Annotated in this window: 27 protein-coding genes; 19 read left to right on the plus strand and 8 right to left on the minus strand. The window is 59.6% G+C overall.

Annotated elements, in window-relative coordinates:
* Positions 1-372: HAD family hydrolase (locus tag B7L71_RS13525; RefSeq protein ID WP_139790137.1), on the plus strand; the 372-nt coding region annotated here is incomplete at its 5' end.
* Positions 373-391: 19 nt separating this feature from the next.
* Here B7L71_RS13525 and yihA read toward each other — a convergent pair.
* On the minus strand, positions 392-1,039 hold the full coding sequence (gene yihA / locus B7L71_RS13530) for a ribosome biogenesis GTP-binding protein YihA/YsxC (RefSeq protein WP_081138598.1): 648 nt from the start codon (positions 1,037-1,039) through the stop codon (positions 392-394).
* A 305-nt stretch (positions 1,040-1,344) separates the two neighbouring features.
* Here yihA and B7L71_RS13535 point away from each other — a divergent pair, with 305 nt between their 5' ends.
* The 9 genes from B7L71_RS13535 to dtd all read left to right on the plus strand — a co-directional run bounded on the left by B7L71_RS13535 (position 1,345) and on the right by dtd (position 8,276).
* Positions 1,345-1,974 (plus strand): c-type cytochrome, encoded by a 630-nt coding sequence (locus B7L71_RS13535; RefSeq protein ID WP_026001898.1) that lies wholly within the window; start codon positions 1,345-1,347, stop codon positions 1,972-1,974.
* Positions 1,975-2,089: 115 nt separating this feature from the next.
* Entirely contained in the window at positions 2,090-2,722 is a 633-nt protein-coding gene (locus tag B7L71_RS13540) for a thiol:disulfide interchange protein DsbA/DsbL (RefSeq protein ID WP_081138599.1), read from the plus strand.
* A 2-nt stretch (positions 2,723-2,724) separates the two neighbouring features.
* Positions 2,725-3,588, plus strand: a complete 864-nt coding sequence (locus B7L71_RS13545; protein ID WP_081138600.1) for an endonuclease/exonuclease/phosphatase family protein — start codon at positions 2,725-2,727, stop codon at positions 3,586-3,588.
* Between the two features lie 115 nt (positions 3,589-3,703).
* On the plus strand, positions 3,704-4,252 hold the full coding sequence (locus B7L71_RS13550; protein ID WP_081138601.1) for a TRAP transporter small permease subunit: 549 nt from the start codon (positions 3,704-3,706) through the stop codon (positions 4,250-4,252).
* Positions 4,252-5,667: a TRAP transporter large permease subunit gene (locus B7L71_RS13555; RefSeq protein WP_081138603.1), complete on the plus strand. Its 1,416-nt coding sequence runs from the start codon at positions 4,252-4,254 to the stop codon at positions 5,665-5,667. The genes B7L71_RS13550 and B7L71_RS13555 overlap by 1 nt, the downstream gene beginning before the upstream one ends.
* Positions 5,668-5,682: 15 nt before the next feature.
* Entirely contained in the window at positions 5,683-6,498 is an 816-nt protein-coding gene (gene thiD / locus B7L71_RS13560) for a bifunctional hydroxymethylpyrimidine kinase/phosphomethylpyrimidine kinase (RefSeq protein ID WP_081138604.1), read from the plus strand.
* A 131-nt stretch (positions 6,499-6,629) separates the two neighbouring features.
* Positions 6,630-7,475, plus strand: coding sequence for a universal stress protein (locus B7L71_RS13565; RefSeq protein ID WP_081138605.1), 846 nt, complete (start codon positions 6,630-6,632; stop codon positions 7,473-7,475).
* A 154-nt stretch (positions 7,476-7,629) separates the two neighbouring features.
* Positions 7,630-7,791, plus strand: coding sequence for a hypothetical protein (locus B7L71_RS17365; protein ID WP_016915449.1), 162 nt, complete (start codon positions 7,630-7,632; stop codon positions 7,789-7,791).
* Positions 7,792-7,838: 47 nt separating this feature from the next.
* Positions 7,839-8,276, plus strand: a complete 438-nt coding sequence (gene dtd, locus B7L71_RS13570) for a D-aminoacyl-tRNA deacylase (protein ID WP_081138643.1) — start codon at positions 7,839-7,841, stop codon at positions 8,274-8,276.
* 10 nt (positions 8,277-8,286) lie between these two features.
* On the opposite strand, the gene B7L71_RS13575 is transcribed toward dtd, so the two are convergent.
* Entirely contained in the window at positions 8,287-10,233 is a 1,947-nt protein-coding gene (locus tag B7L71_RS13575; protein ID WP_081138606.1) for an ABC-F family ATP-binding cassette domain-containing protein, read from the minus strand.
* Positions 10,234-10,262: 29 nt separating this feature from the next.
* Here B7L71_RS13575 and B7L71_RS13580 point away from each other — a divergent pair, with 29 nt between their 5' ends.
* The 7 genes from B7L71_RS13580 (at position 10,263) to B7L71_RS13610 (ending at position 16,574) form a co-directional block, all read left to right on the plus strand.
* The gene (locus B7L71_RS13580; protein ID WP_249273260.1) at positions 10,263-10,844 is read left to right on the plus strand and encodes a TIGR02444 family protein; all 582 of its coding nucleotides are present in this window, start codon (positions 10,263-10,265) and stop codon (positions 10,842-10,844) included.
* A 201-nt stretch (positions 10,845-11,045) separates the two neighbouring features.
* Entirely contained in the window at positions 11,046-12,092 is a 1,047-nt protein-coding gene (locus B7L71_RS13585; protein WP_081138609.1) for a TRAP transporter substrate-binding protein, read from the plus strand.
* A 227-nt stretch (positions 12,093-12,319) separates the two neighbouring features.
* Entirely contained in the window at positions 12,320-12,907 is a 588-nt protein-coding gene (locus B7L71_RS13590) for a TRAP transporter small permease (RefSeq protein WP_016915444.1), read from the plus strand.
* Positions 12,908-12,924: 17 nt separating this feature from the next.
* Positions 12,925-14,208, plus strand: coding sequence for a TRAP transporter large permease (locus B7L71_RS13595; protein WP_016915443.1), 1,284 nt, complete (start codon positions 12,925-12,927; stop codon positions 14,206-14,208).
* 14 nt (positions 14,209-14,222) lie between these two features.
* Complete coding sequence (locus B7L71_RS13600; RefSeq protein ID WP_016915442.1) at positions 14,223-14,666, plus strand: universal stress protein; 444 nt, start codon at positions 14,223-14,225, stop codon at positions 14,664-14,666.
* A 141-nt stretch (positions 14,667-14,807) separates the two neighbouring features.
* The gene (locus B7L71_RS13605; RefSeq protein ID WP_081138611.1) at positions 14,808-15,488 is read left to right on the plus strand and encodes an FKBP-type peptidyl-prolyl cis-trans isomerase; all 681 of its coding nucleotides are present in this window, start codon (positions 14,808-14,810) and stop codon (positions 15,486-15,488) included.
* 3 nt (positions 15,489-15,491) lie between these two features.
* Positions 15,492-16,574, plus strand: coding sequence for a PHB depolymerase family esterase (locus tag B7L71_RS13610; protein ID WP_081138613.1), 1,083 nt, complete (start codon positions 15,492-15,494; stop codon positions 16,572-16,574).
* On the opposite strand, the gene B7L71_RS13615 is transcribed toward B7L71_RS13610, so the two are convergent.
* Both B7L71_RS13615 and B7L71_RS13620 read right to left on the minus strand, forming a co-directional pair.
* Entirely contained in the window at positions 16,571-17,176 is a 606-nt protein-coding gene (locus B7L71_RS13615) for an SCO family protein (RefSeq protein WP_081138614.1), read from the minus strand. The genes B7L71_RS13610 and B7L71_RS13615 overlap by 4 nt on opposite strands.
* A gap of 4 nt (positions 17,177-17,180) precedes the next feature.
* The gene (locus B7L71_RS13620) at positions 17,181-17,732 is read right to left on the minus strand and encodes a hypothetical protein (protein WP_249273261.1); all 552 of its coding nucleotides are present in this window, start codon (positions 17,730-17,732) and stop codon (positions 17,181-17,183) included.
* A gap of 60 nt (positions 17,733-17,792) precedes the next feature.
* On the opposite strand from B7L71_RS13620, the gene B7L71_RS13625 reads away from it, so the two are divergent.
* Entirely contained in the window at positions 17,793-18,710 is a 918-nt protein-coding gene (locus tag B7L71_RS13625; protein WP_081138616.1) for an AEC family transporter, read from the plus strand.
* A gap of 211 nt (positions 18,711-18,921) precedes the next feature.
* Here the strand turns inward: B7L71_RS13625 and argE are convergent, their stop codons facing one another.
* Genes argE through B7L71_RS13645 form a run of 4 tightly spaced genes read right to left on the minus strand, consistent with a single transcriptional unit; the run spans position 18,922 to position 23,173 of the window.
* A complete protein-coding gene (gene argE / locus B7L71_RS13630) occupies positions 18,922-20,115 on the minus strand; it encodes an acetylornithine deacetylase (protein WP_081138618.1) in 1,194 nt (397 codons plus the stop codon).
* Between the two features lie 35 nt (positions 20,116-20,150).
* Positions 20,151-21,623, minus strand: coding sequence for a tripartite tricarboxylate transporter permease (locus B7L71_RS13635; RefSeq protein ID WP_081138619.1), 1,473 nt, complete (start codon positions 21,621-21,623; stop codon positions 20,151-20,153).
* 24 nt (positions 21,624-21,647) lie between these two features.
* Complete coding sequence (locus B7L71_RS13640) at positions 21,648-22,151, minus strand: tripartite tricarboxylate transporter TctB family protein (protein ID WP_081138621.1); 504 nt, start codon at positions 22,149-22,151, stop codon at positions 21,648-21,650.
* Between the two features lie 56 nt (positions 22,152-22,207).
* On the minus strand, positions 22,208-23,173 hold the full coding sequence (locus B7L71_RS13645; RefSeq protein WP_081138622.1) for a Bug family tripartite tricarboxylate transporter substrate binding protein: 966 nt from the start codon (positions 23,171-23,173) through the stop codon (positions 22,208-22,210).
* Between the two features lie 242 nt (positions 23,174-23,415).
* Between B7L71_RS13645 and B7L71_RS13650 the strand changes: the two genes are divergently transcribed.
* On the plus strand, positions 23,416-24,336 hold the full coding sequence (locus tag B7L71_RS13650) for a LysR family transcriptional regulator (protein WP_081138624.1): 921 nt from the start codon (positions 23,416-23,418) through the stop codon (positions 24,334-24,336).
* Positions 24,337-24,405: the final 69 nt, after the last annotated feature.

Here is a 24,405-nt window from a genome sequence, read left to right on the forward strand (position 1 = left end):
GAGGTGGATGGCTTGCTGGCCGCGCTGGCTCAGCGCTATCGGCTGGCCGCCATCACCAACGGCAACATTCATCTCAAGCGCCAGCCGCTGGCCGCCCACTTTCCCATAGCGATTGCGGCCGGTGAGTTACTCGCCCCCAAGCCGGACCCCAAGCCGTTTTTGACCGCGCTCGAACGGCTCGGTACCGTTCCTGCCCGGGCCATGCATGTGGGCGATTCATGGCAAGAGGACGTGCTGCCCGCGCAGCAGTTGGGCATGCACGCGGCCTGGGTGGCCGAACGTGGCGATCAGGCGCTGCCCGCCCGAGTGCATCGCATTGCCCACGTGAAGGAGTTGCCAACGCTGATTGCCTGGCTGGAGCAGCGCCGTTGAAGACGCACCTGACGCACGCTCAGTGTTCGGTTTCCTCGGGCGTGTGCAGCCAGCGGTCCAGGGTCTGGGAAAGCGTGTCCACGCCCTGACGCTTGAGGGAGGAGAAGAGCTGTACCGAGACCAGGTCTTCCCACTCTTTCAGGCGTGAACGCACCTTCTGCAACGCCGCGCTGGCAGGCCCTTTCTTCAGCTTGTCGGCCTTGGTCAGTAGAATATGCACCGGCATGCCCCGCTGGTCGGCGAACTCCAGCATCATCTGGTCGAATTCGGTGAGCGGGTGACGTACATCCATGAGCAGGACCAGGCCGCGCAGGCTGAAGCGGCCGCGCAGGTACTCGGAGAGGTGCTGCTGCCACTCGATCTTGACCGCTTCCGGCACTTTGGCATAGCCATAGCCGGGCAGGTCGACCAGGCGGCGACTTTCATCGTTCATCACGCTGAAAAAGTTGATCAGTTGCGTACGCCCAGGGGTGCGCGAGGTGCGTGCCAGCGCGCTCTGCTGGGTCAGCGCGTTGATGGCGCTGGACTTGCCCGCATTGGAGCGCCCGGCAAATGCCACTTCGGCACCGGTGTCGTCTGGACACAGGGCCAGCGTGGGGGCGCTGATCAAGAATCGCGCAGTAGGGTAGTTCAGTCGTGGGACTGGGCTATCATGAAGGGTAGACATGATGGTGTTCCTGAAAACAGACATGAAAGAGGGCTCATTGAGCCATCCTGCAGGGATCGCCAAGGTACCGCGACGAATTACCCCAAAAGCAGACATGGACTTGCATTCCCGCCGCCTGGGTGATTCGTTATAATGCATGAGGTTTATAACTGCGACCTGGGGCGCTAGTGTACCATCGCGTTCTAGCCAGCAGCGACCAACAACCTGTTGTTCGTTTCGGCGGAGCTGACCCTGGTAGTGTGCAGAGCCTGGGCAGTGCCCAGGGTGCGTACCAGTCAATAATCAAACGGCATAGTGGAATAGCAATGAGAAAGTTACTGGCAAGCCTGGCAATTACCATGGGTGCCGTTGGCACCGCTCACGCCCAAACGGACTATGAAGCCGACGCAGATGCGGCCGCAGGCCGCGAAATGGCACAAACTTGCGCCGCCTGTCATGGCCAAGCGGGTATCAGCCCTTCGGGCGCTTTCCCCAACCTGGCCGGGCAGCAGATGTCCTATCTGGCCAAGCAGATCATGGATATTCGTGACGGCGACCGCCTGGTGCCCACCATGGCAGGTCAAGTAGACGACTTCTCCGACCAGGACGCCTGGGACGTGGCGGCCTTCTTCGCCGGTCAGGACGCCAACCTGGGTCAAACCAGCGATGAAGATACCGAGCTGCTCGCCCGCGGTGAAGAGCTGTATCGCGCAGGCGACATGAGCAAGGGCATTCCTGCCTGCAGCGCATGCCATACGCCCACCGGTGTCGGGATCGGCAGTGCCGTCTATCCGGCGCTGTCGGGTCAGCACGTGGAGTACACCATCTCCACCCTGCAGGACTTCGCATCAGGCGAGCGTACCAACAGCCCCAACAACCTGATGGGCGATATCGCTTCCAAGATGAGCGATCGTGACATGGAAGCGGTTGCGAACTACGTATTGGGCCTGAACTAAGCGCTCGATGCCGTGCCCCATCCTGCGCTGAACCGGCAGGGTGGGGAACCTGCCTGTGCAAGCGGTGGTCTTAGCCTCGCCCTTGTTGGCTCGCTTATTCTGGAGAGTTCTCGCTATGTTGAAAACGTTGATGGTCGCCCTGGCTGGTCTAGGTCTTTCCGCTACGGTCAGTGCCCAGGAGTTGGTGGAAGGCCAGCACTACACGCTGCTGGCGTCTCCGGTCGCCACGCAGGTGGAAGAAGGCCAAATTGAAGTGACCGAAGCGTTCTGGTTTGGCTGCCCGCACTGCTACCGGTTGCAAGAGCATGTCAACGACTGGTACGCCACGCTGGAAGACGACGTCAGCGTGATCCACATGCCGGCCACCATGGGCGGTGACTGGAATACCCACGCCACGGCCTTCTACGCCGCTCAGTCGCTGGGTATCGAAGAAGAAATGCATGGCGACTTCTTCGATGCCATCCATCAGGATGGCCGCTCTCTGACCGACCCGGACGACATTGCCGAGTTCTTCGCCAACTACGGCGTCAGTGAAGAAGAAGCCAAGCAGGCGTTGACCGCTTTCAGCGTACGCAGCGATGTCAACAAGGCCAACAGCCGCATGCGTGAAATGCGCCTGATGGGGGTTCCGGCCATCGTGGTGGATGGTCGCTATGTGGTATCGCCACAAACCGCAGGCAGCCTCGAGAACATGCCTCGCATTGCCGATGCCCTGGTGGAAAAAGTGCGTAACGAGCGCGCTCAATAACCGTGCTCGAACACGGCACTACCGGTGAGCCTGCGGGCTCACCACAGGCGCCCGCCGCTCCCTTGCTGGAGCGGGGGCACCTGCGCCTGCTGACGTTCAATCTGCAGGTGGGTATCCAGACCTCTGCCTATCACCATTACCTCACCCGCAGCTGGCAACACTTCTTGCCGCATCCCCAGCGCTTGAAGCGCCTGGCGATGATGGGCAGCGTGCTCGAGCAGTTCGATGTGGTGGGCCTCCAGGAGGTGGATGGCGGCAGCTTTCGCTCCAGCCGTGTCAACCAGGTGGAGTTTCTCGCCGCCCAGGCAAAATTCCCGCACTATTTTCAGCAGCTGAACCGCAACCTGGGGCAGTTCGCTCAGCACAGCAACGGGCTGCTGTCGCGGCTGGTGCCGAGCCGTATCGAAGAGCATCGGCTGCCCGGGATGCTGCCAGGGCGAGGCGCGATTCATGCCCGCTATGGCGATGGCCCCGATGCCCTGCACATCTTCGTGGCCCACCTGGCCTTGAGCCACCGTGGCCGGGTACGCCAACTGGACTACCTCAGCGACATCATTCAGCCGCTGCGCCATGTGGTCGTGATGGGGGACCTCAACTGTACGCCGGATCAACTGCATGCCCACGAGCGTTTCAGCACGTCGTTGTCGCTACATCCGGTGAAGCCGCTGCTCAGCTACCCCTCCTGGCAGCCGCGTAGGGCGCTGGATCATATTCTGCTGTCCCAAACGCTGGAAGCCGCAGAAGTGCGCGTGCTGGATCATCTGTTTTCCGATCACTTGCCCATCGCGGTCGACCTGCCCTTGCCCGCAGCCTGCGTCAGTACGCTGGCAGAGGCCGAGCATGCGCAAACCCATGGGCGTTCATAGCCAGACGTGCCGCCCAGACGTATGGATAAGCGTTTAATCCCGTGAATAGGGATGACGTCAGGCCCAGAATCAGCGATGATTCTGGGCCGTTTTTATTCATGCTGGGACATCTGCTATGCCGACGAGTGCTCAAGAGCCACGTTTATTGCGTTGGCTGGACTGCGTAACCGAGGGGATTGGCCGAGCCATTGCTTGGCTGGTGATCATCATGATGCTGGTCCAGTTTGCCATTGTCATCATGCGCTACTGGCTGGGCATCAACAGCATCGTCATGCAAGAGTCGGTGATGTACATGCATGCCGCAGTGTTCATGCTGGGCGCCGCCTGGACCCTCAAGCGCGATGGCCATGTCCGCGTCGATATTTTCTATCGCCGCCTATCGGCGCGTGGGCGGGCCTGGATCGATCTGATGGGCACGCTGCTGCTGCTGATTCCGGTGTCGATCTTCATCGCCGTCAGCAGTTTTCATTACGTACGTAGCAGCTGGGCCATCATGGAACGCTCTCCGGACGGCGGTATTCCCGGCGTCTACCTGCTGAAGACGCTCATGCTGGTGATGGTGGCGCTGCTGCTACTGCAGGCGGTGGCACAGCTGATTCGCCAGACCTTGATATTGCGCGGCAAACTGCCTACCACGCCCCCTGCTCACGAGGAGATCATCTAGTGCTGGCGACCTTATTAGACATGATGCCGCTGGTACTCTTTGCTGCGGTTTGTATCGTCCTGATGCTGGGGTATCCGGTGGCGCTTTCGCTGGCGGGCACCGCATTGGCCTTTGCCGGGATCGGGCTGCTGCTGCAGTCCATGGGCGTCGATGTACCCTTCGAAGCGCGCATGATGAACGCCATGCCCAACCGGCTTTACGGCATCATGACCAATGCCACGCTGCTGGCGGTGCCGCTGTTCGTGCTCATGGGCGTGCTGCTGGAGAAGTCGCGGGTAGCGGAAACGCTGCTGGACGCCATGGCCATGGCCTTCGGCGCGCTGCGCGGCGGCCTGGGTATCGCGGTGGTCATCGTCGGCATGCTGCTGGCGGCTTCTACGGGGATCGTCGGTGCCACGGTCGTCACCATGGGGCTTCTGTCGCTGCCCACGATGTTGAAGCGCGGCTACTCGCCCGCGCTGGCCACGGGCACGATCTGTGCCACGGGTACGCTGGGGCAGATCATTCCTCCTTCGATAGCGCTGGTGCTGCTGGGCGATGTGCTCTCCAACGCCTACCAGCAGGCGCAGCTCTCCATGGGCGTGTGGAGCCCGAAAACCCTGTCGATTGGTGACTTGTTCATTGGCGCATTGGTGCCCGGCCTGTTGCTGGTCGTGGTGTATATCCTCTATCTGCTGATGGTGGCATGGTTGAAGCCGGAGGCGGCACCGGCGGCGGACCGCGCAGCGCTGAAGGCCGAGCTGGGACACACCGGGAGCATCTGGCCGCTGCTGTTGAAAGGCTTGCTGCCTCCGGTACTGCTGATCGTGGCGGTGCTTGGCTCGATACTGGGGGGCTTTGCAACGCCTACCGAAGCGTCGGCGGTGGGCGCGTTTGGCGCGCTGGTACTGGCGGCGACCAATCGCCAGCTGAGTATCAAGATGCTCAAGGAAACGCTGCACTCCACGGCGCAGGTCACCAGCATGGTGTTCCTGATCCTGATTGGCGCTGCGCTGTTTTCGTTGGTGTTTCGCGCTTACGGTGGTGAAGAGCTGGTCACCGAGCTGTTCGAAGCCATGCCGGGCGGCGTGGTCGGGGCCACGCTGGTGGTCATGCTGGTGATCTTCCTGCTGGGCTTCATTCTCGACTTCATCGAAATCACCTTCGTGGTGGTGCCCATCGTCGGGCCCGTACTGCTGGCCATGGGCGTAGACCCCATCTGGCTGGGCATCATGATCGCGGTCAACCTGCAAACCTCGTTTTTGACCCCGCCGTTCGGTTTTGCGCTGTTCTACCTGCGCGGCGTGACCCCGGCCAGCGTGCCGACCTCGGCCATTTACAAGGGCGTGATCCCGTTCATCATTCTTCAGTTGGGCATGCTGTTGGCGCTGGCGATTTTCCCCGGCATCGCCACTTGGCTACCCTCTGTTCTCTAAGAGGTGAGGAGCGTCATGATTGCCAACGTATTGACCATCGCTGGCTCCGACCCCTCGGGCGGGGCGGGCATTCAAGCGGACCTGAAGACCTTCTCGGCGCTGGGCACCTATGGCACTAGCGTGATCACGGCGCTGACGGCACAAAATACCTGCGGTGTCGCCGGGGTGCATGGCGTCCCGGTGGCGGCCATTCGCCAGCAGTTGGAGCACCTGTTGGCCGATGTGCACATCGATGCCGTAAAAATTGGCATGGTGGCCAGCCGCGACGTGGCACAGACCATTGCCGACGTGCTGCAGCAGCGTCGCCCGCGCTGGATCGTGCTGGACCCGGTGATGGTCGCGAAGAGCGGTGACGTGCTGGTGGACGATGCTGGCATCCGCGCCGTGCGCGATATTCTGGTGCCGCTGGCGGATGTGATCACTCCCAACCTCCCCGAAGCCGCAGTGCTGCTGGACCGCGCGCGGCCCGCGTCGCTGGAGGACATGGAGTCGCTGCTGCCAGCGCTGGTGGCCTTGGGCGTGCCTTACGTGGTGCTCAAGGGGGGGCATCTACGGGGCGAAACCTGTCCGGATTTGCTGGCGTCACCTCAGGGCCAGCGCTGGCTGGCCGCCGAGCGGATTGCTACCGACAACCTGCACGGCACCGGCTGTGCGCTGTCATCGGCGATCACGGCGTGCCTGGCGAGGCTGCCCGCTCAGGCAAGCAGCGAAGCTCCCATCGAGGCGATCACCACCGCCAAACAGTGGTTGCACGAGGCCCTGGCCGCCAGCGAACGGCTCAACGTGGGCCAGGGGCGAGGGCCGGTTCACCACTTCCACGCCTGGTGGTAACGGCGCTGGGGGGCAGCTTGATCTGGGGCATGCGCGGATAAAGTCGGCTTGCGAGATGCGCAAACGGGCACCATGCTGAAGGGTGCCCGTTTCATCCAACCGACTGCGCTATTCGGCCAAGGAGCATGCCCATGTCTCGCTCGCTGCTGTTTGCCTCCGATCTTTCCCGGGAAAATCGCGCCGCGTTCGCACGCGCGCTGCGCCTTGCCCAGGAGCAAGGTGCTTCCCTGAACACGCTGCACGTGCTCGACCCTTATCTGCCGCATCGCACCCTGCATGACCTGGAGCAGGCCATCAGTGATGATATCAGCGCCACGCTGACGGATTTAAGTGAAGACTACGCTCTGGCGCTGCCTCCGCTGATGATCCAGACCGTGGTGGGCGAGCCCCATGCGGAAATCGTCCGCGAGGCCCACGAGCGTCACGCATCGCTGATCGTGCTGGGTATGCATCGCAAGCGCGGCCAGAAGGAGCTACTGCAGGGCACCACCATGATGCGCGTGCTGCGCAGCGCGCCGTGCCCGGTGGTCATCGCGTTCACCCCGCCTACGCAGGCCTGGCGGCATATCGTGGTGCCCGTCGATTTTTCCCTGACCGCACGCCAGACGCTCAAGGAAGCCCTGATACGCTTCCCGGAGGCGCAGATCACCCTGCTGCATGCCTGGAGCCTGCCGGGCGAGCGTGAATTGGGCAATCAAGCCTTCTACGCCCAATGGCGGGACCATGAGGTCAGTCGGCTGCGCACGGCGCTGGATAACGAAGTCGATAGCCTGATGGGCGAGCTGCAGGGTGTGCCTGATACCCAGCTGATTCTGGAGCCGGGCAGCCCATGCGATGTGCTCGGTGACTATATCAAGCGCCATTCGCCTGACCTGGTGATGCTGGGAAGCCGCAGCCGACCCCAGCAGCCCAACCCGCTCACCGAGATGCTGCTGAGCGAGCCGCACTGCGATGTGATGATCTGCCGCCCCTGGTAGCGCCGCCAGTCCTTTGGTTGTACGGAACCTTTACGCATAACATGGGCATGTATAGCGTAGGGGTTTCTGTTCCGTCTGCCTTGGGAGGAAAACACCGCGCGGCGACTCAAGCAATCCACTCCGTTCACCACAGCGCGGCTAGCAGTTCGACCGTGTGGTCGAAGACCAGGGCCAACGCTACATCCTGCTAGGCAGTGGCGTGTTCCGCTACATGATCTGGACGGCCTGCGCGGGGGCCTACTATCAGCTGGAAGGCGAAAACGAGCCGCAACCGCTGGGCGAAGGTTTTCGGGATGCCCTGTTAGGGCGCCGCTGAACTGCGCTAGACTCTTGCCTTTCAGCCATTCCAAGGGTAGCCGTAACGTGAAGGCTTTGATTCAACGGGTAACCACCGCCAGCGTGACGGTGGAGGGGCAGGCCATTGGCGCTATCGATCACGGGCTCGTGGCGCTGATCGGCGTCGAAAGAGGCGACAGCGAGGCTAATGCCGACAAGCTGTTGCACAAGCTGCTGAATTACCGCGTGTTCAGTGACGAGGCGGGCAAGATGAACCATAACCTGCAGCAGGCCCAGGGGGGCTTGCTGCTGGTGTCCCAGTTCACGCTGGCCGCCGATACCCGCAAGGGGCTGCGGCCGGGTTTTTCCAGCGCCGCACCGCCGGAGGAAGGCGAGCGGCTATTCGATTACCTGGTGGCGCGCGCGCAGCAAGCGGGCCCACCGGTGGCCACTGGGCAGTTTGGCGCCGACATGCAGGTGGCGCTGGTCAACGATGGCCCGGTGACCTTCATGCTGGAAGGGTAGCGGAAAAACCTCAGGCGTTTTCGCTGGCCAGCAGTTCGGCTTCCATGGCTTCCAGCGCCTCTTCGGCGGCTAGCCAGGCCTGCTCGGTGCGCTCCAGCTCGACCTTGGCATCGGCTTGCCGGGCCAGTGCCTGGGTCAGTTCCGCCTTGCGGGCGCTGTTGGTATACAGCGTGGCATCGGCCAGCACGGTTTCGACTTCCTCCAGCGCCGCCTGGGCCTTCTCCATCTGTTTTTCGGCCTGATCACGAACCTTTTTCAAGGGTCGCAGCTTTTCACGCAGCTCGGCGGCGGCCTTGCGAGCGGCCTTGCGGTCGGTAGTGGGTTGCTGCCCTTGGCGCTCGCTCTTTTCACTGCGTGCGTCGCGTCGGCTCTCTTCCAGGCGTGCTTTCAGCCAGGCGCGGTAATCCTCCAGGTCGCCATCGAACGGCTCGACCCGATGGTCGGCCACACGCCAGAACTCATCGACCGTGGCGCGCAGCAGGTGACGGTCGTGGGAGACCAGGATGACGGTGCCCTCGAACGCGGCCAGCGCTTCGGTGAGCGCTTCGCGCATTTCCAGGTCCAGGTGGTTGGTCGGTTCGTCCAGCAGCAGCAGGTTGGGTTTTTGCCAGGCCACCAGGGCCAGCGCCAGGCGCGCCTTCTCGCCCCCCGAGAAGGTCGCCACCTCGCCGAAGGCGTCATCGCCCTTGAAACCGAAGCCGCCCAGGAAGTTGCGAATGTCCTGATCGCTGGCGGTAGGAGAGAGCCGCTGGACGTGGACAAATGGGGTGGTGGTCACGTCCAGCCCTTCCAGCTGATGCTGGGCAAAGTAACCAATCGCCAGATGCTCGCCGGGCACCCGCTTGCCCTCCAGCAGGGCCAGCTCGCCGGTCAGCGATTTGATCAGCGTGGATTTGCCCGCGCCGTTGGGCCCCAGCAAGCCAATGCGGCTACCGGGCAGCAGGGTGATATTGACCTTTTCCAGCTGCGCGACATCGGCCGTTTCGCTGCGATATCCCAGGGTTGCCTGGTCCAGCACCAGCAGGGGATGAGAAGTCTTGTCGGCGGCGGGTAGCGTGAAGTGGAAGGGCGAGTCCACGTGCGCCATGGCGATATCTTCCATGCGCTCGAGCATCTTCATGCGACTCTGGGCTTGGCGAGCCTTGGTCGCCTTGGCCTTGAAGCGGGCGATGAAACGCTCTATTTCCTCACGGCGCGCCTGCTGCTTGGCGGCTTCGGCCTGCTGGAGCGCGAGCTTTTCGGCACGGGTACGCTCGAAGCGTGAGTAGTTGCCCCGGTAAAGCTCCAGGGTCTGCTGATGCATGTGGACGATGTGGTCGCACACGGCATCCAGGAAGTCGCGGTCGTGGGAGATCAGCAGCAGCGTGCCTGGGTAACGTACCAGCCACTGCTCCAGCCACAGCAGTGCATCCAGGTCCAGGTGGTTGGTCGGCTCGTCGAGCAGCAGCAGGTCGGAAGGCATGAACAGAGTGCGGGCCAGGTTGACTCGCATACGCCAGCCACCGGAAAAATCGGCAAGCGGGCGCTGCAGGTCGGCCTGCAGGAAGCCCAGCCCCACCAGCAGCTGGGCGGCGCGGGAGGCGGCGCTGTAGCCATCCAGTGTCTCGATCAGGCCGTGCAACTCGGCTTCACGGTGGGCGTCCCCCGCCTGCTGGGCGGCCAGCAGGTCGGCTTCGGCCTGGCGCAGGGCATGATCGCCATCCAGCACGTACTCGACGATGGGCCGGTCCAGCGCTTCCACTTCCTGAGCCATGTGTGCGATACGCTGGCCACCGCTCATCTCTACATCGCCCTGGTCCGGGCCCAGCTCGCCCAGCAGCAGCTTGAACAGGCTCGACTTACCCGCCCCGTTGGCCCCGATGATGCCTGCCTTGACCCCGTTGTGCAGGGTCAGGTCGGCGCTTTCCAGGAGCGTTTGCGTACCTCGTTGCAGGGCGACTTGGCGCAGTGCGATCATGCTTTCTCCCGAAACCAGTGGGTAAATTCATGGATTCTAACCGATTGCAGGACTTGCAGCAGGCTTTGCAGCATCGTTCGTTGTGGGATTTTGCGCTGGCCTTTTACGCCCAGCCCGGTGTGGAGCAGGCGTGCTTGACGCTACAGGACGCCGCCGACGTGGATGTCTGCGAGCTGCTGCTGCATGGATGGCTGTATTGCCACGGCCTCCAGGCCAGGCGCGAGGCGCTTGCCGATATCAGCCGTGAGCGAGCGCACTGGCAGCGCCAGTTTACCGAGCCGTTACGTCACCTGCGCCGTGAATTGAAGCCTCAGGCGGCTGAGGATGAGGCCATCGATGCGTTGCGCAAGAGCATCAAAACTGCCGAGCTGCAGGCCGAGCGTGTAAATCTTCAACGTTGGCAGCAGTGGGCGCAGGCTTCCGAGCATGTCTCACAGCGTTTGGAGGAAGTTGATGATAGCATGCAAGATCGTAGCATTTGGCTGCAGAATAGGCTCTTTTTTGCCAAATTTGACAGCGCTTCGTTGAGTGGTTCACGCGTATGCGATGGCATCTCCCCTGCGCTTGAATGTCTGGCAAGTCAGCTTGACCACTGTAAATCACCACGCTAGCCTGAAATTAAGCTGTTTTTGAATAACCTGTGACCACTTGTGTGGCAATCGCCCGCTAACCCACAGCAATGAACCCAGCAGGCATTAATCGATAAGTGAAAGCGTTTCTGCGTGTTAGCGGTTGATCAGGACAGCACTGGACAGACAACACTAACTTCATGCGCACTCGTAGAGCGCGCTACCACTGTCAGGGAACTCTGTATGAAGCCAAACAAGTTTGTTTCGACCCGCTCACTCACCACGAAACTCATCACGTCCGCGAGCGTAGGTGCTCTGCTGCTGGGCCTGAGCGCCGCTGCGCAGGCAGATAACTGGCGTTATGCCCACGAAGAGTATGAAGGCGACGTTCAGGACGTCTTCGCCATGGCGTTCAAGGAGTACGTGGAAGAGAACTCCGACCACACCGTCCAGGTATATCGTTTTGGCGAGCTGGGCGAGTCTGACGACATCATGGAGCAGACCCAAGCGGGTATTCTGCAGTTCGTCAACCAGTCGCCTGGTTTCACGGGCGCACTGATCCCCGAAGCGCAAATCTTCTTCGTGCCTTACCTACTGCCCACCGATGAAGAAACGGTCATCGAATTCTTCAACTCCAGCACCGCGATCCATGAAACCTTCCCGGAGCTCTACGCGGAGCAGGGGCTGGAGCTGCTCAAGATGTACCCAGAAGGTGAGATGGTCGTCACCCTCGACGAACCGTTTACCTCGCCAGACGAGCTGCGTGGCAAGAACATCCGCACCATGACCAACCCGCTGCTGGCGGAAACCTATCGCGCCTTCGGCGCCAGCCCCACGCCGCTGCCCTGGGGTGAGGTATATGGTGGCCTGCAAACCAACATTCTGCAGGGCCAGGAAAACCCCATCTTCTGGATCGAGTCGGGCGGCCTGTATGAAGTTTCCCCCAATCTGGTGTTCACCGGTCATGGCTGGTTCACCACGGCCATGATGGCCAATCAGGACTTCTTCGAAGGTCTCTCGGAAGATGATCAGCAGCTGGTACGTGATGCCACGGAAGCGGCTTACGAGCACACCATGGAGCACATCTCGGGCTTGGCTGAGGAGTCACTGGAGAAAATCCAGGCCGCCTCGGATGACGTGACCGTGACCCGTCTCAATGAAGAGCAGATTCAAGCCTTCCGCGAGCGTGCGCCCCAGGTAGAAGAGCGCTTCGTGGAGATGACGGGCGAGCGCGGTGCGGCACTGCTCGAGCAGTTCAAGGAAGACCTCGAAGCCGTGACCAGCAACTGATTCATGGCGAGGGCCTGGCAGGAGTGATGCCTGCAATGCCCGCAAATGCGTGAAAGCAAAAGGGGTGGCCAAGTGCTGCCCCTTTTTGTTCACCCCTTGGTGAAGAGCAACACCCATCTACCGTGACGCAGGTGCGGCTAATCAGCGTTGAATGGTGTGCTGGTTCAAGCCGCTACAGTAGCAAGGTAGACCGACAAGTTTAACGGGAACAGAGAGGAACAACTCCAATGGATATGAGCGAAGATGATGTTGCTGAAAAACAGTATCGCTCTATGCTGCCTGGGCTGCTGGGTACCGTTGATACGTGGATCAGTAAAATGGAGGCCGTGATTCTGGCGACGGGCGTCATTCTGATGGCGATCAATACCGTGGCCAACGTCATTGGTCGCTTCGTGTTTGGTGAGAGTCTGCACTTTTCCGAAGAGGTCAACCGTATGCTGATCGTGCTGGTGACCTTTGCCGGGATTGGCTATGCCGCTCGGCATGGTCGGCATATCCGCATGTCGGCGATCTACGATGCGCTGCCCACAGGAGGGCGCCGCGCGCTGATGATTGTCATCAGCCTGTTCACGGCGCTAGTGATGTTCGTGCTGTGCTACTTCTCGATTGGTTACATCGATACCATTATGGGCCGCGGCCGCAGCCTGCCCTCCACGGGCATTCCGGCCTGGTGGATGTACGTCTGGGTGCCCGTGGGCTTTGCCGTCACCGGCATTCAATACGTCATGACGGCGATCACTAACCTGCTTTCGAAGGATGTGTACCTGTCCACGCATGTGGTGGACGGCTACAAGGACACCGAAACCGAAGTCTAGGCAGCGAGGAAACACGCATGACTGCAACGATAATTACCATCATGATCGTGCTGCTGCTGCTCGGCTTCCCGATGATGATTCCCTTGATGACCGCGGCCTTCGTGGGCTTTTTCATGAGCTTCGGCGGCCTGGGGCAGATGGAAACGCTCATCCAGCAGATGATGCGCGGTATCAGCCCCACCGCGCTGATTGCGGTGCCCATGTTCATTCTGGCAGCCGACATCATGACCCGCGGGCAGTCGGCCAACCGATTGATCGACATGGTGATGACCTTCGTGGGCCATATCAAAGGCGGCCTGGCCGTCAGTACGGCGGTCTCCTGTACGCTGTTTGGTGCCGTGTCCGGGTCTACCCAAGCGACCGTGGTGGCCGTCGGCTCCCCGTTGCGTCCACGTATGCTGAAGGCTGGCTATAAAGATCCCTTCACCCTGGCGCTGATCATCAACTCCAGCGACATCGCCTTTTTGATACCGCCCAGTATCGGCATGATCATTTACGGGGTGGTATCACAAACGTCGATTGCCGAGCTGTTCATTGCTGGTATCGGTCCGGGCCTGCTGATTTTGGCCATGTTCTCCACGTATTGCATTATTTACGCCATCGTCAACAAGGTGCCCACCGAGCCCAAGGCCAGCTGGAAAGAGCGAGCCGTGGCCGTGCAAAAGGCGCTTTGGCCACTAGGTTTTCCAGTGCTGATCGTCGGTGGTATTTACGGCGGGGTGTTTAGCCCGACCGAGGCGGCGGCGGCCTGCGTACTGTACGCCTTCCTGCTGGAATTCGTGATTTTCCGCTCGCTGAAGCTGCCGGACATGTTCACCATTGCCAAGTCCACGGGGTTGATCACCGCCGTGGTGTTCATCCTGGTGGCGGCAGGCAACGGCTTCTCGTGGATCATCTCGTTTGCCCAGATCCCGCAGACGATCCTGGGTACCTTCGGGATCAACGAAGCGGGGCCCGTGGGCGTACTGGTGGCTATTTCGATCGCCTTCTTCGTGGCCTGCATGTTCGTCGATCCCATCGTGGTGATTCTGGTGCTGACCCCTATTTTCGCGCCAGCGATTGCGGCTTCGGGGCTGGACCCGGTACTGGTGGGGGTACTGATCACCCTGCAGGTGGCCATTGGCTCGGCGACGCCGCCCTTTGGGTGTGACATCTTTACCGCCATTGCGATTTTCAAGCGGCCTTACCTGGAAGTGATCCGCGGCACGCCGCCGTTCATTTTCATGCTGATCCTGGCCGCGGCTCTGGTCATCATGTTCCCGCAAATTGCGCTGTTCCTGCGCGACCTTGCTTTCCGCTAGCCACAGGAGCGCTTATGTTCAATCGCATTTTGATTCCTGTCGATGGCTCCAAGGGGGCCATCAAAGCACTGGAGAAGGCCGTTGGCCTGCACATGCTCACCGGCGCAGAGCTCTACCTGCTGTGCGTGTTCAAGCACCACAGCCTGCTGGAGGCCTCGCTCTCCATGGTTCGGCCCAACAAGCTGGACCTGCCGGACGATGCCTTGAAAGAGTACGCCACTGAAATTGCGGTGCACGCCAAGTCGCATGCCATCGAGCTGGGAGCCGACAGCCTGCGCGTGCGCGCTTTCGTCAAGGGCGGGCGACCTTCGCGCACCATCGTGCGCTTCGCGCGCAAGCGGGAGTGCGATTTGATCGTGATTGGGGCACAGGGCACCAATGGCGAAAAGAACCTGCTGCTGGGCAGTGTGTCCCAGCGCGTGGCTGGGGCGGCACACTGCCCTACGCTAGTGGTGTAAACCTCTGCGGCATCCTGTTGTCTGAAGGGGACGCCTGAACAACACCCGCCGCGTCAGGTAATGCAGCCTGACGCGGCGGGTGTTAGTCTTTAGGGATTCGACAACACGTTGGCGCGCTGCGCCGCTGGATAAGGTTTTTCCATGAAAGCACTTGTGACTTCTACTGCCCTGACGGGTTTATTGCTGGTAGCACCGTTCGCCGCCGCGGCCCCCGAGACCGATGAGCAACGCCTGGCTTACAGCCTGGGGGTGACGTTGGGCGAGAGCATGCAGGCCGATATCGAAGACCTGGATCTCGATGCCTTCACCGATGGTATGCGCGACGTGTTCGACGGCAATGAGCTGGCGATGAGCGAAGAAGAGATGATGGAAGCGCTGATGACCTTCCAGGAGAGCTCCATGGAGGCCCGCGAACAGCAGGCCGCTGAAATTGCCCAGCTGAACCTGGAAGAAGGCCAGGCCTTCCTGGCAGAGAACGCCGAGCGTGAGGGTGTCGAAGTCACCGCGTCGGGCCTTCAATATGAAGTGCTGGAGTCTGGCGATGGCGCCACGCCTGGCCCTGAAGATACCGTGGAAGTGAACTACGAAGGCATGCTGCTGGATGGCACCGTGTTCGATAGCTCCTTCGAGCGTGGCCAGTCGGTCAGTTTCCAGGTGAATCAGGTCATCGAAGGTTGGCAGGAAGCGCTGCAACTGATGAGCGTGGGCGACAGCTGGATGCTCTACATCCCTGCCGAGCTGGCTTACGGTGAGGGTGGCCAAGGGCCGATTGGTCCGAATGAGATGCTTACCTTCCGCGTTGAACTGCTGGGCGTCGAATAACTCATGCCTGCCGCCATTGCTTATCGCCTGCTCGGCGTATTGATGCTCATGGGCGGCAGTGCTGCCCATGTGCAGGCGGACACGCCGCCAGCTGACCTGCCTGCGTTGGGTGCGATGCCCGAAGCTGCGTCGGTGGTGGGTGTTTCGTCGGGTGGCTACATGGCCACGCAGTTGGCCGTTGCCTGGCCAGAGCATTTCAGTGGCTTGGGGGTGCTGGGCGCAGGCCCCTGGGGCTGCGCCCAGGGGGCGCTGAGCCTGGCGCTCAACCAGTGCATGATGACTCGCCGAGGTTTGCCCGCGCTGGATACGCTGGAACAGCGCCATGAGCGTTATGCGGCGCTGGAGCAAGTAGGCAGTCGTGACGCGTTGCGCCAGCTCAGAGCCTACGTGTGGCACGGCGAATCCGACGCAACGGTATCTCCCGCGCTGGGTGATCTGTTGGCCAAGCAGTGGCAGCGCTGGTTGGCAGAGCCCGACGAGCAGCTGCGCTATGTGCAGCGTGAGAATACCGGCCACGGCTGGCCGGTGGCGATGCCCAAGGATGCCCCCATCGACCCCCAATCCCTGGGCGACTGCCATCTGGGCGGCGGTAGTCACGTACTGGCCTGTGGCGACAATGTGGCCGCCGATATGCTGGACTGGCTCTACCCCGAACGGCCCGTGCAGGAGAGTGAAGGCGAGTTACGGCGCTTCGATCAGTCCGAGTTTGCCGTCAAGGGCTTGGCCGATTCGGGCTATGTCTTCGTGCCTGAGGCGTGTGACGCGGGAGGCTGCCCCGTCACCGTGGCGTTGCATGGCTGCCAGATGAATGACCAAGCGATTGGCGACACCTTTGCTCGCTATAGCGGCCTGAACCGCTGGGCCGAGGAGCACGGGCAGATCATCCTCTACCCCCAGACCGAAAGCAGCATGGCCAACCCGCAAGCCTGTTGGGACTGGTGGGGGTTTGCCGAAAGTACATGGCAAATCAACCCTTTGCATGACACCCGAGAAGGCACGCAGGCCAAAGCCCTAATAGCCATGGTCGAGCGACTCCAAGAGGCGCCCGACGCTCCCGCAGAGGAAAGCACGCAGGAGGCGGACTAGCCGCCCAGCTCGCTCTCCAGGGCAGATTTCAACCCATGGGGGGTAGGCGAATAGAGCACCCGCTGCAGGATGGTTCCCTCACGGTTCACCAGAAACAGTGACGCACTATGGTCGATGGTATAGGCCATGGCGGAATCCGGCGCCTCGACACGGCGCCAGATGATGCCATAGCGCTCGGCAACATCGCTCAACTGTTCCTGGCTGCCCACCAGCCCCACGAACTCCTCGCCGAAAAACTGCATGTATTCACTCATGCGCTCCAGCGTATCGCGTTCCGGGTCCACGGTGATCATCACCGGTACTACACGCTCACGCTGCTGTTCGTCCAGCTGTGACAGCACTTGGCGCTTCACGGCCTGGTTCATGGGGCAGACGTCTGGGCAATAGGTGTAACCGAAAGAGACCACGGCGATCTCGTCGTCACTCAGTTGGGCCAGCGTAAAGTCGCCGTGGGTGGAGGGCATGGCAATGGGGCCACCTTGCGGCTCGCCGTCGTTCGAAGGGGTGGCCAATTGATACATCCCGACAGCGCTGACCGTCAACAGGATCCCCAGCAGTGCCAATCCCCACACCAGCGGTTTACGTTTATTTGCTGCCGCCATGCCTTCAGCTCCTTGTGACATCGAAATCGAACCAGCTACCCAGCTTGCCCTCGGGCGTATCGAGAATGACCCGAGCCCGCCAGGGCATGACGTCCTGGGTGCAAATGCCTACCTGCCCCTGGCCGTGGAAATGGCCGGGCGCCGTTTCGTTCAGCGTGAAACGGTGCAAGCCCATGTCCATGTCTCGGCCCACGAAGTCGACGGTCACCTGGTTGGCGCTAACGCCGTCCACTTCGACGTCCAGAGGCAGCACTTCCAGCGCCTGGATACGCCCATGGGCATCGATGGAGAGGGACAGGTGCCCCTTGTCTCCCAGCGTTGCCGAACATTGGCTAGTATGCAAGTTGCACTCACCGCTGGGCGAGAACCAGACCACATCGCTGTCGCCCTTCAGCCAGTTGGCAAAGACATACCAGGTGCAGGCCGCCAGCGCGAGGCCCGTGACCAATATCAACACTTTTAGCGCTGGAAAACCCGTCGGCTCGACGGGTTCAGGCAATTTCTTCATGGCAGAATAGTCGCTACGCAAGCCGTGAGGCGGGGAAGTTGGATTCATGGTAACAGCTATCCAGCGGATGTCGCTGTGCTGGGATGTCGCACTTGATAAGGAAACCAAATGGAGAGTATTACGGGCGCGCTTGGCCCCCTGTTTCTACTGATTCTGCTGGGCGTTCTACTAGGCAACCGCCGCTGGCCCAGCAGTGAGTTCTGGGTACAGATGGAGCGCTTGATCTACTTTGTGCTGTTCCCCGCCATGCTGGTGGGCACGTTGGCTACCGCGGACGTCAGTCAGGTGCCTGTCGGGCGGCTGGCGCTGGTGCTGCTGGGGGCGATGGCCCTGTTCGGTATGGCGCTCTGGCATTTTCGGGGCTGGTTGGCTTTGGAGCCAGCGGCGTTCACGTCCGTCTTCCAGGGGGCCGTGCGCTTCAATACCTATGTGGGTGTCGCGGGGGCCGCCGCACTGCATGGCAGCCTGGGAGCCACGACGGCCGCCGTGGCCGTGGCGCTGATGGTGCCTATCGTCAACGTGATGTGCGTCGCCAGCTTTGTGGCTGCGGGCACCCTGGGCAGTGCCAGCGTGGGCAAAAGCGCCCTGGCGCTGATCAAGAATCCGCTGATTCTGGGCTGCCTGGTGGGGATTGCCTTGAATCTGAGCGGTATCGGCCTGCCCGGCTGGAGCGAAGACACCGTCTCGCTGCTGGGAGGCGCTGCCTTGCCGCTGGGACTGGTGGCTGTCGGGGTGGCGCTGCGCCCGCGTGCGTTGCTGCGCTTCGACCGCGGTGTGCTGGCCACCAATACCATCAAGCTGGTGCTGATGCCTGTATTGGTGCTGGTGTTGGCCTGGGCGTTGAGGCTGGACCCCGTCAGCCGAGACGTGGCGCTACTCTTTGCGGCGCTGCCCACGGCCACATCGGCCTATATCCTGGCGCGACAGCTGGGCGGCGATGCCGAGCTCATGGCGGCGATCATCACTGGACAGACGCTATTGGCGATGCTGACGCTGCCGATGTGGCTGCAATGGGTAGGAGGATAAAAATAAATAAAAAGTATTCGCATTTGTGTTGACGTAGTAAATGAGAACTATTACATTGTGGGTGTGGCGTTTGATGAGACGCCACAGACCAAGACAGAAACCGCCAGTTTCCTGTCATGGTTTCTCCCTCTCATTGCTAGTCACGGTCTTTTGCCGCTCCCTTGGAGCGGCTTTCTTTTTTTATGCAGGTAATTCGCCAGAGTGTCGTTTATTAGACTTCGCCCTTCATCCAGGCATTTAAGTCATCGAAAAACGCTAAGCACTGGCTAAGCTGCTCAATTTCGATAAACTCATCGGGCTTGTGGGCTTGGCGAATAGAGCCGGGCCCAAGAATGATCGATGGGATTTCGCCATCGATCTCGAAAACGCCCCCTTCAGACCCATAAGAGACCTTGCCACCACTTTTGGGAAGGATGGGTTCAAGCTGTTTGAACATCTCGCTGTCGGTAGCGTCTCCCATGGCGGGGTAGGCAAATAACTCTTGCCACTCAATGGCGGCATCGGCGGATTGGCGCTGCATTTCAGGCAGCAGGGCAGCCTCTATATCGTTGATTAGCGCTTGGATATCCGTGGCTGCTGCTTCCTGGTCGATGCTGCGTAGCTCAAAGGTAAAGCTACAGGTATCGGGGGTCACATTGGTTGCCACACCGCCTTCTATCAAGGTGGTCAGCGTGGTGGCGTGGGGAACGGTAAAGTCGTGGTCGAAGGGGCCCTCCTGCTCATATCGTCGTGATCGTTCGGCGATCATGGTGATGATACGCGAGGCATACTCCACCGCATTGACATGTTGAGGGGAAAACGACGAGTGGCCCCCTTCACCGCGCACCGTCACCCGCATCGCGATCTTGCCTTTCTGGCCGTTGATCAGCTTCATTTCGCTGGGTTCGCCAATAATGGCCAGTGCCGGTGGCACCCGGAGCTTGGCAAGGTAGCGTGCGATGGCTGGAGCACCTAGGCAACCCACTTCCTCATCATGCGAGAAGCAGAAATAGAATGGGCGCTTGAGCTCGCCGTTGGCAAATGCTGGCGCCGCCGCCATCACACAGGCGGCGAAGCCTTTCATGTCGCAGGTGCCACGCCCAAACAAGCGGCTGCCGCGCTGCTCTAGTTTGAAAGGTTTGCTTTGCCAGTTCTTCGGATTGGCGGGGACGACGTCCGTATGGCCAGAGAGAACGATGCCAGGCACGTTGGCGGGCCCCAGACGGGCGACCAAATTGGCTTTTTCGCCGCTTTCATCGGGTAGCAGCGTTACCTCCGCGCCAAGAGCGGTGAAGCAAGCTGCCATGTGATGAATAAGCTCAAGATTGGAGTAAGCGCTGGTCGTGTCGTAAGCAATTAAATCAGCGAGATGTGATACCGCGGCTTCCAACTGCGGGTGAGCGTTAGGCGTAGCACTAGCTTGCATAGCGTTAAATCCTTGGCAATAGGGGAAACTGTGGCTCAGGCTTTGGCCTTCTTGAGCTGCTGACGAATCGTGACGACCACCACAAATATTGCCAGCGAAGCGAAAAGCCAAGTGATCGGCGACGACACCAAGATACTGGGATCACCGCGAGAGAGCGCAAGGGCACGACGCAGGTTCTCTTCCAGCATCGGGCCGAGAATGAAAGCGATTAAAAAGGGCGCGGCGGGGATGGCGAACAGGAACATGAAAAAGCCAAATACACCCATCGCCAGCAGTACGATGACGTCATACATACTGTTGGAGATCGAAAAAATACCGAAGACGCATAGCGCAAGCACGATAGGCGCCATCAGCCCTGGTGGAATCCGTGAGATATGCGAGAAAAAGCGCATGGTGGCTTTACCCGCACCAAACAGCAGAACGGAGGAGAACAGCATGCCGATAAACAGCATGTAAACCTCATTAAGATTGTTCTCAAACAGCATCGGACCGGGGGTCATGCCGTGAATCATAAAAGCGCCCAGCATCACGCCAGTAATCACATCGCCTGGCACACCCAGCGCTAACAAAGGAATCATGGTGGAGCCACAGCAGCCATTATTGGCGGACTCGGATGCCGCGATCCCTTCTAGTTCGCCTTTACCAAAGTTGTCGCGGTTCTTCGAGCTGCGCTGCGCTTCCCCGTAGGAAGAGAACGCCGCTGCCGAGGGGCCAATACCGGGAATGGCTCCCATCACCACCCCGATCATGCTGCCTTTGAGCATGGCCTTTAAGGAGCGGCGCAGCTCATCCCGTGTTACGCGGTTATCGCCTAGCTGCATGGGCTTATGGCTTTGATTGTGACGAAAAACAATAATTTTAAGCAGCTCAGGGATCGCAAATAGACCGATGAGCACGGGCGCAACCGCAAGACCGCTCTGCATATCCACGGTGAGATCAAAGCGGAACGAGCCGTACATATCCTCCCCTACGGTGGCCAGCAGTAGCCCTAAGCACGCCGACACAAGCCCAAGCAGCAGCGAGCGCCCTGACACCCCAGCCACCGTCGTAAGTGCGAAAATCATCAGCATAAAGTATTCGGGTGGCCCGATGCGCAGCGCTAGGAGTGCCAGAGGTGCGGCAATAAAAATCAGCGAGAGATTGGAGATAAAGTCCCCGGTACAGGACGAATAGAGCGCCATGTTGAGGGCTTTGCCTGCTTTGCCCTGCTGGGCCAGCGGGTAGCCGTCAAGGGTGGTACAGGCGGCTGAGGCAGTTCCCGGAGTCTTGATCAGAATCGCGGATACCGAGCCGCCGTAGGTTGAGCCTTTATAGAGCGCAACGAGCAGTAAAATACTCGGTATCGGCTGCATATAAAACGTAAAAGGCAGCGCCAGGGTTACCGCCATGGTGCCGGTCATGCCGGGAATGGCACCGATAATCACGCCGCCCCAGATGCCGGCGGCCATGATCAGAAAGTTCTCAAGGGTGGCCACCGCTTGGAAGGCAACCAGCAGATCGTTGAGCATAGTGGTAATCCTATACGCGGTAGGTTAAATACCGACCGCCTTGAAGAGGCTGCCGACAGGGAAACGCGTATTGAGTGCGCTGGAGAAAAACAGGTAGAGAACCAGTGGGAGGGCGATGGCAACGATGACCGCCACCACTTTATGGCGCCAATAACCGGTCAGTATTAGCATCGCCATTAACAGCAGAATGCTCGATAGCAAAAAACCGAGTAGCATTACGGAGCCGATAAACACTGCAAAGGCCAGCACCGTCCAAGCGAAGCGAGTGAGTAGGGTGGCAAGCGGCGTATCGCCCCGTATTGAGCGGGCGTCTTCAGGGTCGGCGATGGTTGCGGTTTTACGTGAAAAAGATAGCCCTACGAGCAGCATGCCTAATGCCATGCCGAGCATGGAAATCGTGCGTGGCCACATGTCCGGCGGCGGCGCAAACCCGGGAATAAAGCGTGGGCGGGGCACATAGGCGGGGATCAGTAAAAAAAGTACGATACCGAACAGCGCTGTTATTACTAAACCACGTGTCATACCCATGCCCCCTCCAGTGATGAATTGTTGTATACAGTCACGACTAAGTGTTTGACATTGGCTTACTCTAGATAGCCAAACTGCTCTGCTAAGCTGCGATAGAACTCGTACTGCTCTTTGGCATACGTCTTCATATCGACGCTGCCAATCGTGGATATGGAGCCACGATTGGCAGCACGACCGAGCCAGGTTTCATCTTCAGCGACGTGCTCCATTACTTCGCTCCAGGTGTTAACTACTTCCTCGGGGAGGTTCGGCGGACCATAGAGCGCGCTCCAACCGATGACTTGCCCAGCCAAGTCATAACCCAACTCTTCAGCTGTCGGCACGTCGGGGAGTGCTTCCAGACGTTCGGGTGAGAACACCATTAACGGGCGCATATCACCGCTCTCGATATGCGGCATCAATGAAGCGGCGGCGATGGCAAGAAAATCAACATGCCCGCCTAGTAATGCTGTCGCGAGCTCACCGCCCCCACGATAGGGAATCAGTGTTGCCGCCGTTAGCGGATCCATTTCCGCGTCAGCCAGCAGCGACTGTACGGTAAAACCATCGATGGCGGTGGCACCAGAAGCGGCGTAGCTCATCGCGCCAGGGTCGTTTTTGATGCCGTTCAGCAACTCGTCGACGCTTTCATAAGGAGAGTCTTCCGCCACGGCAAGAATCATCGGTGTGGCTTCGAGCGGGCTGAGGAATGTGTACTCGTCCCAGTCGACGCTGCTGTTTTCGTTGACCGCCGGTGACAGCGCCATGCCGACGCGGGCTAGCAGCAGGGTGTATCCATCGGCGTCAGACTGCACAACATCACGCGCACCGGTCATGCCGCCTGCGCCGGCCTGATTGACGACAGTCACAGGCTGACCGAGATATTCACGAGCAGACTCCGCTAGTGCCCTGCCAGCCAGGTCGGAGGCTCCGCCTGGGCCATAAGGGACTACCAGTGTCACGGGTTCTGAAGGGTAGTTCTGAGCATAGGCAGTGGAGGCCGCGAGCAGCGCTGCTGCCGCTAAGCTTAAGGTGAGTTTCATACTGATCTCCGCAAGGGTGGTTGCATAGCTATTTCTGGATGCCTGTTATTAGAGAAGTGCGCGACGAGGAGTAACGTCAGCCACCACTTTCAACATAGACAAGTATGAAGTTTATTGCAACAATTAACCTTTGTATTCGATTATGTTCTAGTGGTGAGGCAAAGTTGCAAGCTTATCGTTTATGAACATTGGTCTATTTACAGTTAATGGATCGAAAAACTATTTTGGCGAGAGTTAATGCTATGAAAATAAAGGAAATTGAAGCATTCGATGCATTCATGAAGCATGGCACCACAAAAGCGGCGGCCGAAACGTTAGGCATCAGCCAATCGATGGTCAGTCGTCTACTCATCGGGCTAGAGGGCGAGCTGGGGTTTGCACTGTTCAAGCGCGCCCGTAATCAGCTTTCGCCAACGTCTGAAGCATTTTTATACCACGCGTCCGTTTTACGGCTGATGGCGAGTATTCGAGATACTCAAAAAGATGCGGACGCTATTGCTAATAACCAGTTGGGCAGTGTCGTCGTGGCGGCACAACCCATTTTTTGCGATACCTTTTTACTCGATGTGATTAAACGGTTTAAACAACATCATCCTAATGTCGGCGTGCGAGTCATCGATGCAGGATTACAAGAATTGCTCAAAATGATCGACAATAATACCTGTGATGTCGCGCTGGGAATAACGCTTGAAGCAGACACTTATGGGGCAAAAGTGAGTACGCTTGCACGCTGTTCTGCCAGATGCATCATGCATCGTACACACCCCCTCGCTAGGCAAGATGTGGTGGCGCTTACCAGCTTACAAAACCAGACGTTCGTTGAGCTGATGGCCGATAGCCCCCTGCGTGCCCGCGTGGATTACATTATGCAGACAGTGGATATAAAGCGGCATATTGCTGCTGAAATGCGCCATATGCGAGGTGTGTGTGCATTGGTCGATCGCGGGCTTGGGGTGGCTGTGATTGATCCCATTGCAGAGCTGCTGCTGCAGGGAACCGCCGTTGTATCAAAGCCTATGGAGCCAACCATTGAATGGGAAATTGCCTTGCTCAAATCTAAACACAAGCCGTTAAGTAATGTGGCCGAATCTTTCTGCGAAGAGGTATACGCTGAAATCGCCAGCTTGCATCAGATGGGCATTTTAAGATCGCTGACTCATTAAATTAAGCTTAATGCTCGTCCTGATACAGCTATTGTCGGTTAACGCGAAAGACGCCCGCTCAGCATTGAT

This window comes from Halomonas sp. BC2 (genome assembly GCF_002078115.1).
In the GTDB taxonomy this organism is placed as follows: domain Bacteria; phylum Pseudomonadota; class Gammaproteobacteria; order Pseudomonadales; family Halomonadaceae; genus Vreelandella; species Vreelandella stevensii.

Excerpts from the sequence above, each read along its gene's own strand:
- B7L71_RS13605 (WP_081138611.1), top strand. The coding sequence starts at position 14,808 with ATGAAAGCACTTGTGACTTCTACTGCCCTGACGGGTTTATTGCTGGTA.
- B7L71_RS13575 (WP_081138606.1), bottom strand. The coding sequence starts at position 10,233 with ATGATCGCACTGCGCCAAGTCGCCCTGCAACGAGGTACGCAAACGCTC.
- B7L71_RS13540 (WP_081138599.1), top strand. The coding sequence starts at position 2,090 with ATGTTGAAAACGTTGATGGTCGCCCTGGCTGGTCTAGGTCTTTCCGCT.
- B7L71_RS13580 (WP_249273260.1), top strand. The coding sequence starts at position 10,263 with ATGGATTCTAACCGATTGCAGGACTTGCAGCAGGCTTTGCAGCATCGT.
- B7L71_RS13615 (WP_081138614.1), bottom strand. The coding sequence starts at position 17,176 with ATGGCGGCAGCAAATAAACGTAAACCGCTGGTGTGGGGATTGGCACTG.
- yihA (WP_081138598.1), bottom strand. The coding sequence starts at position 1,039 with ATGTCTACCCTTCATGATAGCCCAGTCCCACGACTGAACTACCCTACT.
- B7L71_RS13565 (WP_081138605.1), top strand. The coding sequence starts at position 6,630 with ATGTCTCGCTCGCTGCTGTTTGCCTCCGATCTTTCCCGGGAAAATCGC.
- B7L71_RS13600 (WP_016915442.1), top strand. The coding sequence starts at position 14,223 with ATGTTCAATCGCATTTTGATTCCTGTCGATGGCTCCAAGGGGGCCATC.
- thiD (WP_081138604.1), top strand. The coding sequence starts at position 5,683 with ATGATTGCCAACGTATTGACCATCGCTGGCTCCGACCCCTCGGGCGGG.
- B7L71_RS13595 (WP_016915443.1), top strand. The coding sequence starts at position 12,925 with ATGACTGCAACGATAATTACCATCATGATCGTGCTGCTGCTGCTCGGC.
- B7L71_RS13645 (WP_081138622.1), bottom strand. The coding sequence starts at position 23,173 with ATGAAACTCACCTTAAGCTTAGCGGCAGCAGCGCTGCTCGCGGCCTCC.
- argE (WP_081138618.1), bottom strand. The coding sequence starts at position 20,115 with ATGCAAGCTAGTGCTACGCCTAACGCTCACCCGCAGTTGGAAGCCGCG.
- B7L71_RS13625 (WP_081138616.1), top strand. The coding sequence starts at position 17,793 with ATGGAGAGTATTACGGGCGCGCTTGGCCCCCTGTTTCTACTGATTCTG.
- B7L71_RS13650 (WP_081138624.1), top strand. The coding sequence starts at position 23,416 with ATGAAAATAAAGGAAATTGAAGCATTCGATGCATTCATGAAGCATGGC.
- B7L71_RS13550 (WP_081138601.1), top strand. The coding sequence starts at position 3,704 with ATGCCGACGAGTGCTCAAGAGCCACGTTTATTGCGTTGGCTGGACTGC.
- B7L71_RS13635 (WP_081138619.1), bottom strand. The coding sequence starts at position 21,623 with ATGCTCAACGATCTGCTGGTTGCCTTCCAAGCGGTGGCCACCCTTGAG.
- B7L71_RS13590 (WP_016915444.1), top strand. The coding sequence starts at position 12,320 with ATGGATATGAGCGAAGATGATGTTGCTGAAAAACAGTATCGCTCTATG.
- B7L71_RS13640 (WP_081138621.1), bottom strand. The coding sequence starts at position 22,151 with ATGGGTATGACACGTGGTTTAGTAATAACAGCGCTGTTCGGTATCGTA.
- B7L71_RS13620 (WP_249273261.1), bottom strand. The coding sequence starts at position 17,732 with ATGAATCCAACTTCCCCGCCTCACGGCTTGCGTAGCGACTATTCTGCC.
- B7L71_RS13610 (WP_081138613.1), top strand. The coding sequence starts at position 15,492 with ATGCCTGCCGCCATTGCTTATCGCCTGCTCGGCGTATTGATGCTCATG.
- B7L71_RS13535 (WP_026001898.1), top strand. The coding sequence starts at position 1,345 with ATGAGAAAGTTACTGGCAAGCCTGGCAATTACCATGGGTGCCGTTGGC.
- B7L71_RS13585 (WP_081138609.1), top strand. The coding sequence starts at position 11,046 with ATGAAGCCAAACAAGTTTGTTTCGACCCGCTCACTCACCACGAAACTC.